Annotated in this window: 13 protein-coding genes; 5 read left to right on the forward strand and 8 right to left on the reverse strand. The window is 68.3% G+C overall.

What is annotated here, in order from left to right; translation table 11 throughout:
- Positions 1-152: 152 nt before the first annotated feature.
- The gene (locus tag C556_RS0108825; RefSeq protein WP_018747881.1) at positions 153-920 is read right to left on the reverse strand and encodes an HAD-IIA family hydrolase; all 768 of its coding nucleotides are present in this window, start codon (positions 918-920) and stop codon (positions 153-155) included.
- A gap of 179 nt (positions 921-1,099) precedes the next feature.
- Here C556_RS0108825 and rarD point away from each other — a divergent pair, with 179 nt between their 5' ends.
- Positions 1,100-1,975, forward strand: coding sequence for an EamA family transporter RarD (gene rarD, locus C556_RS0108830; RefSeq protein ID WP_018747882.1), 876 nt, complete (start codon positions 1,100-1,102; stop codon positions 1,973-1,975).
- 7 nt (positions 1,976-1,982) lie between these two features.
- Here the strand turns inward: rarD and C556_RS0108835 are convergent, their stop codons facing one another.
- From C556_RS0108835 to C556_RS21605, 3 genes are all read right to left on the reverse strand, one after another.
- Entirely contained in the window at positions 1,983-2,213 is a 231-nt protein-coding gene (locus C556_RS0108835; RefSeq protein WP_018747883.1) for a putative signal transducing protein, read from the reverse strand.
- A gap of 139 nt (positions 2,214-2,352) precedes the next feature.
- Entirely contained in the window at positions 2,353-2,667 is a 315-nt protein-coding gene (locus tag C556_RS0108840) for a nucleotide pyrophosphohydrolase (protein ID WP_018747884.1), read from the reverse strand.
- A 115-nt stretch (positions 2,668-2,782) separates the two neighbouring features.
- A complete protein-coding gene (locus C556_RS21605; protein ID WP_018747885.1) occupies positions 2,783-3,418 on the reverse strand; it encodes an Ivy family c-type lysozyme inhibitor in 636 nt (211 codons plus the stop codon).
- Between the two features lie 131 nt (positions 3,419-3,549).
- On the opposite strand from C556_RS21605, the gene C556_RS0108850 reads away from it, so the two are divergent.
- The 3 genes from C556_RS0108850 (at position 3,550) to C556_RS0108860 (ending at position 6,497) form a co-directional block, all read left to right on the forward strand.
- Positions 3,550-4,395, forward strand: coding sequence for a 23S rRNA (adenine(2030)-N(6))-methyltransferase RlmJ (locus tag C556_RS0108850; protein ID WP_018747886.1), 846 nt, complete (start codon positions 3,550-3,552; stop codon positions 4,393-4,395).
- A 42-nt stretch (positions 4,396-4,437) separates the two neighbouring features.
- The gene (locus C556_RS0108855) at positions 4,438-5,442 is read left to right on the forward strand and encodes a DUF475 domain-containing protein (protein ID WP_018747887.1); all 1,005 of its coding nucleotides are present in this window, start codon (positions 4,438-4,440) and stop codon (positions 5,440-5,442) included.
- An 89-nt stretch (positions 5,443-5,531) separates the two neighbouring features.
- Entirely contained in the window at positions 5,532-6,497 is a 966-nt protein-coding gene (locus C556_RS0108860; protein ID WP_026262937.1) for a hypothetical protein, read from the forward strand.
- 357 nt (positions 6,498-6,854) lie between these two features.
- Here the strand turns inward: C556_RS0108860 and C556_RS0108865 are convergent, their stop codons facing one another.
- From C556_RS0108865 to C556_RS22930, 3 genes are all read right to left on the reverse strand, one after another.
- The gene (locus C556_RS0108865; protein WP_018747889.1) at positions 6,855-7,625 is read right to left on the reverse strand and encodes a hypothetical protein; all 771 of its coding nucleotides are present in this window, start codon (positions 7,623-7,625) and stop codon (positions 6,855-6,857) included.
- A 136-nt stretch (positions 7,626-7,761) separates the two neighbouring features.
- Positions 7,762-9,393: a hypothetical protein gene (locus C556_RS0108870; RefSeq protein WP_018747890.1), complete on the reverse strand. Its 1,632-nt coding sequence runs from the start codon at positions 9,391-9,393 to the stop codon at positions 7,762-7,764.
- A gap of 303 nt (positions 9,394-9,696) precedes the next feature.
- Positions 9,697-9,858 carry a hypothetical protein gene (locus C556_RS22930; RefSeq protein WP_157236049.1) on the reverse strand — a complete coding sequence of 54 codons (162 nt, stop codon included), beginning with the start codon at positions 9,856-9,858 and terminating at the stop codon, positions 9,697-9,699.
- Here C556_RS22930 and C556_RS0108875 point away from each other — a divergent pair.
- Entirely contained in the window at positions 9,857-11,737 is a 1,881-nt protein-coding gene (locus C556_RS0108875) for an ATP-dependent metallopeptidase FtsH/Yme1/Tma family protein (RefSeq protein ID WP_018747891.1), read from the forward strand. The two genes, C556_RS22930 and C556_RS0108875, sit on opposite strands and share 2 nt — an antisense overlap.
- Before the next feature lie 327 nt (positions 11,738-12,064).
- On the opposite strand, the gene C556_RS0108880 is transcribed toward C556_RS0108875, so the two are convergent.
- Positions 12,065-12,397: a c-type cytochrome gene (locus C556_RS0108880; RefSeq protein ID WP_018747892.1), complete on the reverse strand. Its 333-nt coding sequence runs from the start codon at positions 12,395-12,397 to the stop codon at positions 12,065-12,067.
- Positions 12,398-12,559 lie beyond the last annotated feature (162 nt).

Consider the following 12,559-nt stretch of genomic DNA (forward strand, 5'->3'; position numbering starts at 1 on the left):
GAAAACCAGAGGTAAACAGGACTGCCCATGAAGGTGTCCCTTCAAAGCAAGCCTTCCTCTGTGTGACTCCGTGTTCTCTGTGCTCTCTGTGTTTCAAGATGTGGGGTTGAGGGTTTGAAGTAACTCTTCCCCCTTCCCTCTTCCCAGCAAAGCTACAGCGCGGCCGGGTCGATCTGGCCCACGTGGTCGAACACGAAGCTGGGCTTGTAGGGGAAGTTGTCGATCATGTCGCGCGTGGTCACGCCCGACAGCACCAGCGCCGTGGTCATGCCCGCCTCCATGCCGCCGACGATGTCGGTATCCATCCGATCACCCACCATCACCGCATCCTCCGGGTGCACGCCCAGCTTGCGGGTGGCCAGCGTCATCATCAGCGCGTTGGGCTTGCCGACGATGTAGGGCTTCTTGCCGGTCGCCGCCGAGATCGCCGCCAGCAGCGTGCCCGCCGCCGGTTCGTTGCCGCCTTCCACCGGGTCGATCATGTCGGGATTGGTGCCGATGAACTTGGCACCGGCATCGATCAGCCGCACCGCCTTCTTCAGCGTCTCGAACGAGAAATTGCCGGTCTTGGACACCACCACGTAGTCCGGGTGCGATTCCGAGATCGAAAAGCCGATGTTGTACAACTCGTTGATCAGGCCGCCGCCACCCACCACGAACACCGTGGCGCGTTCCTTCTGCTGGCGCAGGAACATCGCCGTCGCCATCGCGCTGGTGATGAAGTTCTCCTCGGTCACGCCGCGGATGCCGAGGTACTCCAGCTTGAGCTTCAGATCGAGCGGCGTCTGCTCGGCGTTGTTGGTCAGGAACAGGAACGGCACTTTCTCGGACAGCAGGCGCTGCACGAACTCGTTGGCACCGGGGATCAACTGCTTGCCGCGGTAGATCACGCCGTCCATGTCGGAGATGATGGCTTTCATCGAAGAACCTTGTGCGAAGTGGAAAGTCGGGGAAACACGATGCCGGGAGTCTACGCCGCACGCCGGAACGAGCCTATCCCGAGATCAAGTTTCCGTGCTTGCCCAACGGGGTTTCCCCCATGCCGCGCGCGCGGCAAACAGGCTAAAGTCGAACGCCCTGTTCCGCCCCCCGCCCCGCCATGCAAACCGGCATCGTCTACGCCCTCGCCGCCTACCTGATCTGGGGGCTGCTGCCCCTGTTCCTCAAGCAACTGCAAGGCATCCCGGCCGCCGAAGTGCTGCTGCATCGCATGGTGTGGTCGCTGGTGTTCCTCGGCATCGTACTGGCGCTGCGCCGCAACTGGCGCTGGCTGGGCGAGGCGCTGCGCCAGCCCCGGGTGCTGGGCGGCTTCGCCGTCAGCGCCGCGCTGCTGGCGATCAACTGGTTCGTCTACATCTGGTCGGTGCAGGCCAACCGGGTGGTGGACGCCAGCCTGGGCTACTTCATCAATCCGCTGATCAGCGTGCTGATCGGCGTGCTGGTGCTGCGCGAGCGGCTGCGCGTCGGGCAATGGCTGGCGATCGCGGTCGCCACCGCCGGCGTCGCCTGGCTGACCTGGCAGGCGGGGCAACTGCCGTGGATCGCCATCGCGCTGGCGCTGTCGTTCGGCTTTTACGGCCTGATGCGCAAGACCGCCGCGCTCGGCGCGCTGGAAGGATTGTCGCTGGAAACGCTGGTGTTCTTCCCGGTGGCGGGCGGCGCGCTGGCCTGGCTGATGGCCAGCGGCCAGGCGGGGTTCGACCACGCCACGCCGTGGGTACAGTTCCTGTGCCTGATGGCCGGGCCGATCACCGCCGTGCCGCTGCTGCTGTTCGCCGCCGGCGCGCGCCGCATTCCGATGTCGCTGCTGGGCATCCTGCAATACGCCGGCCCCACGGTGCAGCTGCTGCTGGGGGTGTTCCTGTGGCACGAGCCGTTCGGCCCCGCGCGCGCGGTGGGCTTCGCGCTGGTCTGGGCCGCCTTGCTGATCTACACCGCCGAGGGTTTCTGGGCCGCACGCCGCAAGGCGATGTGATGGCCGATCAGGCCGCGTCCTCGCCCGGCGCGGCGGCGAACCATTGCGCGATCACGTCGCGCGCCTGATCGGCCTGGTGATCTTCCACCCACAGCGCCACCAGCGATCCGACCGGCAGTTCGCCCAGCGCGCCTTGCAGGTATTCGCCGCGCACCTCGCAGGGAATGCGGCAGGCATCGAGCCAGTGCTTCACCAGGTGGGCCTCGATGCCGTTGCTGGCTTCGAACACGCGTTGCATGGCACTTCCCTTTCGCGGATGACGATACGGTCAATGTAGGAAACGCCGCCCGATGCGCCACCCCGGGTGTGTCCGCCACCGACCGCGGCAGGCGAGGCAAACCCGCGCGGAGCCAGCCTTCCACCCCAAGCAATGCGCCTCAGGGCGCCGGGTACTTGAGCGCGTTCTTGGCCATCTTGTCGCGGATCGCCGCTTCCACATCCACTCCCAGCACATCGGCCAGGCGCAGCATGTAGATCAGCACGTCGGCCATTTCCTCCTCCACCGGGCCGCGCCGGGCCGGATCGTGCGCCACGGCCGCCGCCTGCTCAGGGGTCAGCCACTGGAAGTGTTCCAGCAACTCGGCCATTTCCACCGACATGGCCATGGCGAGGTTCTTGGGGGTGTGGTACGGCAGCCAGTCGCGCGCCTCGGCGAAGGCGCGGATCTCGGTGGTCAATTGGGACAGGTCCACGATGGGGCTCCAACGGCGGATCGCCGCAAAAGCCCGCATCGTACCCGACGTCCGGAGCCCTGCCGCATACCGGCGCAGCCTCGAACGCTTGCGCGAGAAGCTCGAAGACCGGCTCTCAGACGCTGTTGAGGTTGGTCAGCAACGTCTGCACATCCTTGGGGCGCGGCAGCGCGTCGCCGGGCGAGGCATACACGGTGAGCTTGCCCTGCTCGACCAGGCCCACTTCCAGTCGGCGCTTGGCGGTGTCGATCAGCAGGTAGGCCGCGTTCTCGCCGCCCTGGTGCGGCTTGTTGCCGGTGACGAACAACACCTGGTCGCGCGACAGCGGCCCCTGGGTGCCCATGTGGTCGCGGAAGGTGTCGAGCTTGTCGCCCAGCAGTTTCTTCAGCTCGGGCATGATCGGGCTCAGCTCGGTGAACAGCCCCATATCGCGCGGATACTGGCCCACGTAATCGTCCAACGGCCGCCAGTCGGTGCCGGCCAGGCGGCGCGCGCTGTCCTTGAGCGCCTCGCCGTGCCGCTTCACTTCGGCCGCCACGCCGCTGGCGTCCACTCCGGCAAGCGCTTCGCCCGCCTGCTGCTTCACCTGGTCCAGCGCCTGGCGCGCCTCGCTCGCCACGGCCGACGCCGCGTCGCGGGTCACGTTCTCGATCACGGCGTTGCCGTGCTTTTCGACCGACTCCGCCGCCTTGTCGCAGGCGACCAGCCCGAATGCCAGCGGCAGCGCCGCCAGCAAACCGATCGGTTTCATGGATGTGTCCTCCTGTTGCGCTCTCATCGGGGTATCGGAGCTTTCCCACGTCGCGCAAGTTCCCGCACGGATTGGCAACACGGCCGCCAGGCGCTACCCTCGCGGCCTGAATTCCTTTTCGCGCCGTCCCGATGCTCAGCTACCGTCACGCCTTCCACGCCGGCAATCACGCCGACGTGCTCAAGCACTTCCTGCTGGTGGAATTGCTGACCTACCTGAACCAGAAGGACAAGCCCTACTGGTACCTGGACACCCATGCCGGCGCCGGCCTGTACGCGCTGACCGAAGGCTACGCCGCGCGCAACGCCGAGTTCGAGTCGGGTATCGCCCGGCTGTGGCAGGCAACCGACCTGCCCGAACCGCTGGCGCGCTATGTCGAGGTGATCCGTGGCTTCAACCCGGACGGCAGGCTGGCGTTCTACCCCGGATCGCCGCTGGTGGCGCAGCGCGTGATGCGGCGCGACGACAAGCTGCGCTTGTTCGAGCTGCATCCCAGCGATGCCAAGCTGCTGGCGGACAACGTCGCCACGCTGGGACGGCAGGCGCAATGGCAGCAGGCCGACGGCTTCACCGGCATCAAGGCGCTGTTGCCGCCGCCGCCACGCCGCGCGCTGACGCTGATCGACCCGCCCTACGAGGACAAGCGCGATTACCGCCACGTGACCGACGCGCTGGAAGAGGCGCTGCGCCGCTTCCCTGGCGGCGTCTACGCGGTGTGGTATCCGTGCCTGTCGCGCGAAGAATCGCGCGAGCTGCCGCAGCGCCTGAAGAAGCTCCCGGTCAAGAGCTGGCTGCGCGCCGAACTGCACGTGCAGCGCCCGGCGGCCGACGGTTTCGGCATGCACGGCAGCGGCATGTTCGTGCTGAACCCGCCGTATACGCTGGCCGCCACGCTGGGCGAAGTGCTGCCGCGGCTGGTCGCCCTGCTGGGCCAGGATTCCGGCGCGCGCCAGGTGCTGGAACACCACGCGGCCTGAGCCGCGACCGCCCTCTTTCAACCTCTTGCCCGGACCGCTCCCATGTCCACCCTGTTGCGTTTCTTCAAAGGCTCGTTGCTGGTCGCCGTGGCCGGCCTGCTGGCCGCCTGGCTGCTCGGCGGTGCCAAGGCCGTGTTCATCGTCGCCATCCTCTGCGTGCTGGAGATCTCGCTGTCGTTCGACAACGCGGTGGTCAACGCCACCGTGCTGCGCGACATGAACGCGGTGTGGCGCCGGCGCTTCCTCACCTGGGGCATGCTGATCGCCGTATTCGGCATGCGCGTGGTGTTCCCGGTGGCCATCGTCGCGGTGGTCGGCCACCTCACGCCGTGGGATGCCTTGCTGATGGCGGTCAGCCGCCCCGACGACTACGCGCGCACGCTGACCTCGGCGCACGTCGCCATCGCCGGTTTCGGCGGCGCCTTCCTGCTGATGGTGTTCCTGAAGTTCTTCTTCGACCAGGAAAAGGACGTGCACTGGATCGGCGTGATCGAGCGCCCGCTGGCGCGCACCGGCCGTATCGAGGCGGTGGAGATCGGCGTGAGCCTGATCGCGCTGTATGCGATCTCCACCTTCCTGGCCGGGCACGGGCAACTGGAATTCGTGCTGTCGGGCATCGCCGGCATCGTCACCTATATCGCGGTCGATGGCTTCGGCAGCCTGTTCGAAGGCGGCGGCCAGACCGCGGCGCGCACCGGGCTGTCGGGCTTTCTCTACCTGGAAGTCCTGGATGCCAGCTTCAGCTTCGACGGTGTGATCGGCGCCTTCGCGCTGTCGAACAATATCTTCATCATCGCCATCGGCCTGGGCGTGGGCGCGATGTTCGTGCGTTCGCTGACCATCCTCTTCGTCGAGCGCGAGACGCTGGACGCCTTCCGCTATCTGGAGCACGGCGCGTTCTACGCCATCGGCGCGCTGGCGACCATCATGTTCGTCGGCACCTTCCACGAGATCTCCGAGGTGATCACCGGCCTGATCGGCGCCGGCTTCATCGGGCTGTCGCTGTACTCGTCGATCCGCCACAACCGCCGCGCCCACGCCGCATGAAGCACCGGCCGCGCAACGCGGCCCGGCGTTCACAAAAGCTTCAAGCGGACAACTGGCGGGACGAATGGTGACAACCTATGGTGAACGGCATGAAAAATAATCCCGTTCATCGCGCCGCGTTCCTTGCCTTGGCCGCCACCGGCGCGGCCCTGCTCGACCCCGCCCACGCCGCCCCCGGCGACCGGCTCGAAGCCCGCATCGACAACCGCCTGCAACAGCGCGCCAACGGCATCCTGTCGCTGATGGCGTATTCGGTGGTGCCGGACCTGACCACCAGCTCGCTGTCGATCCAGGAAGCGGAGACCGGCAACCCCGGCATCACCATGAGCCAGCTGGGCGGCGGCTTCACCGTCAGCAAATCGTTCCCGCTCTACCTGGAAGGCGCCATCGCCTACAGCCGCTACGACCCGGAATTCGTGGTCACCCAAGGCGAGGAATCGCGCACCATCCCGGTGAAGTGGAACACCGTGTCCGCCACCGGCGGCATCGGCTGGGATTTCCCCATCACCGACGAGCTGGCGCTGCGCCCCATCGCCAACTTCGCCCTCGGCTACATGGCCAGCGACGCCAGCCTCGCCAACTGGTTCGTCGGCCATCGCACCGGCTACGAACTCGACTTCCTCGACGACGGCAACCTCTCCGCCGTCGGCTACGGCGGCTCGCTGATGCTCGACTACGAGCACTATCGGCCCGGTTACGAAATCGATGTGGAGTTGCGCTACACCTACATCCGCCTGGAAAGCATCGGCGGCAGCGAAGCGGTGCAGGGCCACGCCGACGCCAAGACCGCCAACCTGTGGGCCCGCTGGCGCGCACCCACCGGCTTCACCGCGCTGGATCGCCCGTTGCGCTATGTGCTGGAAGTGTCGCACTCGCAATTCCTCGGCAGCCAGGCCGGCATCCTGGGCTTCGATTCGCTGTCCACCCTCGGCGTGGGCCTGGAACTCGATTCCAGCAAGTACGACATCTTCGTCACCCGCTGGCGGCTGGTGGCGCGCCACGTGATGGGCGACAACGTGTCGGGGATGTCGCTGGGCTTCGCGGTCAGTTTTTAGGGCGAATCGATATTCAAACGTAAGTGCGAAGGGCGAAGGCCGGGATGCAGGGTAAGGCGTGCCGAGTGCCGCGGGGTCACCCCCGCAAGCGAAGTACAACGCGGCCATGCGCCCGGCCTTCGTCCGTCCCTACGGGTTGGTCCGTGGGTCGGCGTCTGCTTTGTCGCACGGCTTGCAGACGGACCAACGCATCCCACGTTTGAATGTCGATTCGCCCTAGGAGTGGCCGCCAAAACCCTTCTGGCGGCGTCGCGTGGGGGCGCCGAGCTGAAACTTGCCGTACCACACGTACTGTCTGCGTCTCGCGCTCCTTGCCAGCACCGCTACGCTGGGTTTTGTCAGCCGCTCCAAAGCCTATCAGGCCGGACACACGAACGCGCTCATGTAGTTGGCGGTGCCCTGCCGCGAGCGGGTGGTCTGGATCGCCTGGCCGCCCACGCCCGCACCGCCCATCACCTCGCGCAGGTGCGCCGCCACCGCCTCCTCGCCCTCGTCGGCCCGGATCACGTAGCCGGTCACCCGGTAGCCCGCCTGGGCATTGATCGAATCGGGCAGCATGCGCACCCGCGCCTGGGCCACGCCACTATCGCGCAATGCCGCGCCGATCCGCGCCGCCTGCGCCTGCCCGGCGGCGCCCAGCCGCTCGCACCAGAACACGTCGAAGCGATAGCGCGAGAACTCGGCCGGATGCTGCGGTTGCGCGCGCGGCGCCGACGCCACGACCACCGGCGGCTGCTCCTGCTTGAACAACTGCTCCTGCTGCACGGTGCGCACGGCGGCCTGCTTGATCTCCTGCACCTGCGACTTGGTCAGCACCAGCAGCAATTCATGTCGCAGCGGGTCGCTCAGCATGCTGGTCACCAGCGCCATCGCCACCTCCTGGCGGCGGCGGTCGTCGGATTCCAGCGAGCGCACCACGGCCTCGTAGACACTCATCTGCCGCCGCTCCAGGCTTTCGCGCTCGGCGCGCCGCTCGGTCGATTCCTGCGTCTGCGCCTCCACCCGCTTGAGCACCACGTCGGCCTGGTCCAGCTTGGCCTTGGTCCAGATCCCGACCGAGGCGGCGACGATGGTCACCACCAGGTTGATGCTCGTCAGGATCCCGCCTGTCCCCAATCCCTCGCTCATCGGCTGCTCTCCGTCGTCACGCGATGCTATGGGGATAGACGGCGCGCGATGCGGCGACCGTCCCAGGCGATGCGCGGCGGGCGGACAAACGAAAACCCCGGCGTCGTGCCGGGGCTTCGTCGGTTGGCGTGGCAGGTCAGCGGCGCGGCGCCACCGCGCGGACCAGACCAGCCGTGTCGAGCGGGCCGGTCATCACCTCGTCGGTCGCGGCCGAGGCCGCCACCGGGTTCACCACGTTGTCCGGCGGCACATAGGTATCGCGCACCGGGTTCATGGCGGGGTTGGTGGGCGCGCCATAGACCATGTACGGCTGGGTATTGCCCAGGCCCGGCGTGAGTGTGTCGTGGATCAGCCGTTGTTCCAGCGCCTGGCGCGGATCGGGCTGAGCGGCGGCGGCGACCGTGGTGGTGGTCGGCGTGGTGGCCTGCGGCTGGGGTTGAGCCGGCTCGGGCAACGCGGCGGTCAGCAATTCGTCGGCCAGCATCTGTTCGCCGTCCGGCAATGCCGTGCTGCGCGCGGCGAGTTCGGACAGCGCCGACAGCGGCGCGTCCGGCGCGGCGCGGCTGACGTCCTCCGCCTGGGCGTTGGCGGCCAGCCCGCTCAGGCCGCCCAGCGCGCTCTCGATCTCGCGCCGGGCGAGCAGGCCATCCAGCTGTTGCGCCTGGAATGCGTTGCGCAGGGTCTGGCTGGTGAACGCGGCGTCCAGCAGCAGTTCGTCTTCCAGTTGCTGCTCGGCATCCGCGGCGGCCTGGGCCTGCGCCTGCGCCAGTTGTTCGGCGGCGGTCCGGTCTTCCACCCGTGCGGTCGCGGCCTGGTCGGCCAGATTGTCCAGCACCGCGGCCGGCGTGGCGCCGAGCGTGGCGGTGCCGGTGGCCGTGGTGGCGCCGGCCGCCGGCAAGCCGGCCTCGGCCAGCGCGGCGGCGGCGATCTGCGCGGCCGTGCCGCCGCTGGCCGCCACTTCCTGCGGCGTCAGGCCGGAACGGCCGGCGATGGCGGTGTCCTCGTCCACACTGTCGGCCTGCGCCTGGGCCTGGGCCCGCGCCGCGGCGGCGATCTGCTCGCCGGTGCCGCCGGCCTCCGCCACCTCCTGCGGCGTGGGCGTGGCCGCGCCGACGCCGAACAACAGTGGGTCGACCGTGGCATCGAACACGAAGGGCTCGCCCCCTTCGCTGAGCGGCAGGCCGCTCTGCGCCCTGGCCGCCAGCGCCACCTGCGCGCCGCTGCCGCCTTGCGCGGCCACTACCGCGGGATCGAGCGCGCCGGTGCGCAACGCCGCGGCGGTTACGCCGGCGCGGATCAGCGCTTCGGTGGAGTCGGCAACCTGCGTGGGGCCGACGGCGGCAGTTGCCGCGGCCCCGGCCGCCTGCTGCGCCGCCACTGCCGCTGCCGCCGGTGCGGCCGCAGCCGCCTGCTCGGCGGCGGACGGTGCGCTGGTGGTCGCCCGCCCGGCAGCCGCGGGCTGCGCCGCCGCGCCGATCTCGTCGGCGGCACGGCTTGCGGCAAAGCCCAGGCTGGAAAGATTGAACACATCGTCGAACGGCCCCGGCACGCGCAGCCGGGTGGGATCGGCCTCCACCCGGGCGGCCGAGGTGGCGTCGATCTCTTCCACCAGTCGCGACACCGCCCCGCCCTGTCCGTCCTCGTTCACCGGCGTGACCAGCAACGGCAACGGCTCGGTGGTGCGCACCACGCCGGGCTGGGTGGCGGCCGGCAGGATCACCGGCGCCACCTGGTTCGGGGAAACCGCAGCAATCGGGTCGATGGCCATGACGTTCTCCTGTTGGGATGCCGGATCAGCGATCCGAGTACGCGGGAGCCAATCGTTAGAGTGGGCCGCCGTCGGCAAAGTGCCGTACCGTCGCTCCCCAACCGACCAGCGTGCCGTGTGCGATGCGCAACATTGCCGCCGCAACCTGACAACCGGTGCATTGCAGCAGCGAGACCGAGTGATAAGCTGACAACTCAAATCCAGCAGCACCTCCATACAAAGGCAGGCGACGCCATCCGAGCAGTTGCCGCCCCTCCCCGCCAGGCCATGAAAATGGCTTCAAACAAGGATCCGCGTGATCGCTCACGCCGGCATCCCTTGCCGACCATCGCTGCGGCAAACCCAATCAGACATTTTGGCGCAAGCAAAAATATTTCTTGCAAAGAAAGAATTTGAATCGACCGAGTCCATGACGACATGACGTTGTCTGTTGGCGAGGTGCTTCATCCCCAGAGGTTTTTTCATGCTGTCGAAACTGCTTCGCAACAAAGCCGCGCTGGCGGCGCTGGCCCTCGCGCTGCTCGGTGGCGCCGGCTGGTACGGCTGGCAACGTCATCAGGCCGACGACCAGCGCCAGGCGCTGGCGGCCGGTTCGCTGCCGGAAACAGCGCGCGCCATGCGCGACGATCCCGATGCCTGGTTCGCCGCCGAGCGCGACCTGTCCACCCTCGGGCACGACCTGGACGGCGGGCGCGTCGCCACGCTGGGGCTGGCGCGCAACAGCGTGCTGGTCAGCACCCGCGACGGCGCGCGCTACTTCGTGCAGGACGGCGATGCCACGCCGGTGGCGCAATGGGTGCTGAACCGCTATCGCGACCGCGCCGCGCCGTTCCAGGTGGTGATGCTCAACAACGTGAGCTACAAGGGCGCCGGCGGCGATGCCGGCAACGTGCTGGAAGTGGTCGGTCGCTCGCTCAATATCCTGCTGATGCTGGGCCTGCTCGGCGTCACGGTGTGGATGGTGCGCGGCGGCAACGTCGGCGGCCGGCAGTACGACCTCAACCTGAAGGTGGAGACCACCTTCGACGACGTGATCGGCGCCAAGGAGGCCAAGCATGCGTTGCAGGATATCGCCGCCTTCCTCAAGACCCCGGAATCGTTCGCCGCGCTCGGGGCGCGCCCGTCGGCGGGCGTGCTGATGTCCGGCCCGCCCGGCACCGGCAAGACCTTGCTGGCGCGCGCGCTGGCCGGCGAATGCGGGGTGTCGTTCATCTCCGCCTCGGGCAGCGATTTCACCTCCAAGTTCTACGGCGTCGGCCCAATGAAGGTGAAGGCGCTGTTCAAGGCCGCGCGCAAGCACGCGCCGTGCATCCTGTTCATCGACGAGATCGACGGCATCGGCAAGCGCACCAGCAGCGGCAACGGCCCGGCCGAAAGCGAGGGCAACCGCATCATCAACCAGGTGCTGGTGGAAATGGACGGCTTCGCCCCCGGCGACGGCGTGATCGTGGTCGGCGCCACCAATCTGGTGGACAACGTGGACGAGGCGCTGCTGCGCGAGGGCCGGTTCGACCGCCGGGTGCACGTCAAGCTGCCGGACGTGATCGACCGCGAGGGCATCTTCCGGCTGTACAGCGGCAAGGTGAAGACCGAGCCGGGCATCGACTACGAACAACTGGCGCGCCTGACCACCGGGCTGTCGCCGGCGGCGGTGGCATCCATCGTCAACCAGGCCACGCTGCTGGCGGCCAAGGCCGGCAAGGCGTCGGTCGGCCAGCACGAATTCCAGGAAGCCATCGAGATCTCGCGCATGGGCGAGATCAATGGCGCGGTGCGCGCGCTGACCGAAGCGGAACGCGAGCGCGTGGCGGTGCACGAGGCCGGCCATGCCGTGATCGCGCAACTGCTGGGCGTGGGCCGGGTGGAGAAGGTCACCATCCTGCCGCGCGGCGGCGCGCTGGGCGTCACCCTGGTATCGCCGCCGGAGGATCGCCACCTGCACCGCAAGTCCGAACTGGAACATCGCATCGTGATGCTGCTGGGCGGCCGCTGCGCCGAACTGCTCACCTACGGCGAGGCCTCGACCGGCGCCGCGCACGACCTGCAGGAAGCGTCGCGCATCGCGCTGGCGATGGTGGCGCAGTACGGCTTCGGCGGCAGCGGTTCGCTGTTCAACCTGGCGGCCATCGACAACCCCGCGCTGGTGCAGCCCGAGATGGGCAACGCCATCGAGGAGGCCAAGCAACTGCTGTCGCGGCTGGAGGAACAATGCAGCGCGCACCTGACCAGCCACGCCGGCGCGCTGCGCCATATCGTCGCCGAGTTGCTCGACAAGGAGACGGTGCCCGGCGAAACCGTGGCCCGGGCCGTGGCGGAGGTATCGCCCGAACTGCGCGCGGCGTGACCCAGGGATGAAATATGCAAGCGGCAGTGGCATGCTGCGCAGGAATGATCGATCCGGGGCGACAGACCTCGGGCGGATACTCACCGGGTAGCCGGGGGGACAGCCATGATCGCCGTGTCGGGGGGCGCGGCATCATCGCAGCAGACTTGGAGCGGCCGGAATAGGCCACGGCGGGAAGGGGAGCGACCGCCAGCATGCTCCGAGCCGACGCGGGCACCGCGTCACTGAGAGCCGGCCTTGCGCCGGTTCTTTTTTCGCGGCGCGGCCGGGGCCGGAAACACCGTCTGGCGCGCACGCGACAGGGCCGGACACCGCGCCGCCACGCGCCTACTTCCGGTCGAGAATCCAGCGTGCCAGTTGCGCCGCCTCGGCCTCGGTCACGCGCGGATTGGCGGGCATCGGCAACTGGCCCCAATGGCCCTTGCCGCCCTGGCGGATGGTCCGCGCCAGCGCCGCCGGCGCCTTGGCGTCGCCGCGATAGCGGTCGGCGATCTCCTTGAACGACGGCCCGACGATGCGCGCCGCCGGCGCGTGGCAGGACAGGCAGGCACGGCTGGCGGCCAGCCTGGCCGGATCGACCGGATCGGCCGCCAGCGCGCAGCCGCCGGCAAAGCTCAGCATCACGGCGACCGTGCCGTACCAGGGTGAAAACCGGGGCATTGCAATACTCCACGCGATTGAAGAACATCCCGCCTCCGCCTCCGCCACCGCGCCGATGGCGCAACAGCGCTGCCTGAAGCCGGAGGAAAGCGGCGGTTACAATAGAGCCCATCGCCGCGCCGCGGTCGTGCACCTTGTTGCCCATTGATAACGATCAAGAAT

It is taken from the genome of Chitiniphilus shinanonensis DSM 23277 (assembly GCF_000374805.1).
Taxonomy (GTDB): Bacteria; Pseudomonadota; Gammaproteobacteria; order Burkholderiales; family Chitinibacteraceae; genus Chitiniphilus; species Chitiniphilus shinanonensis.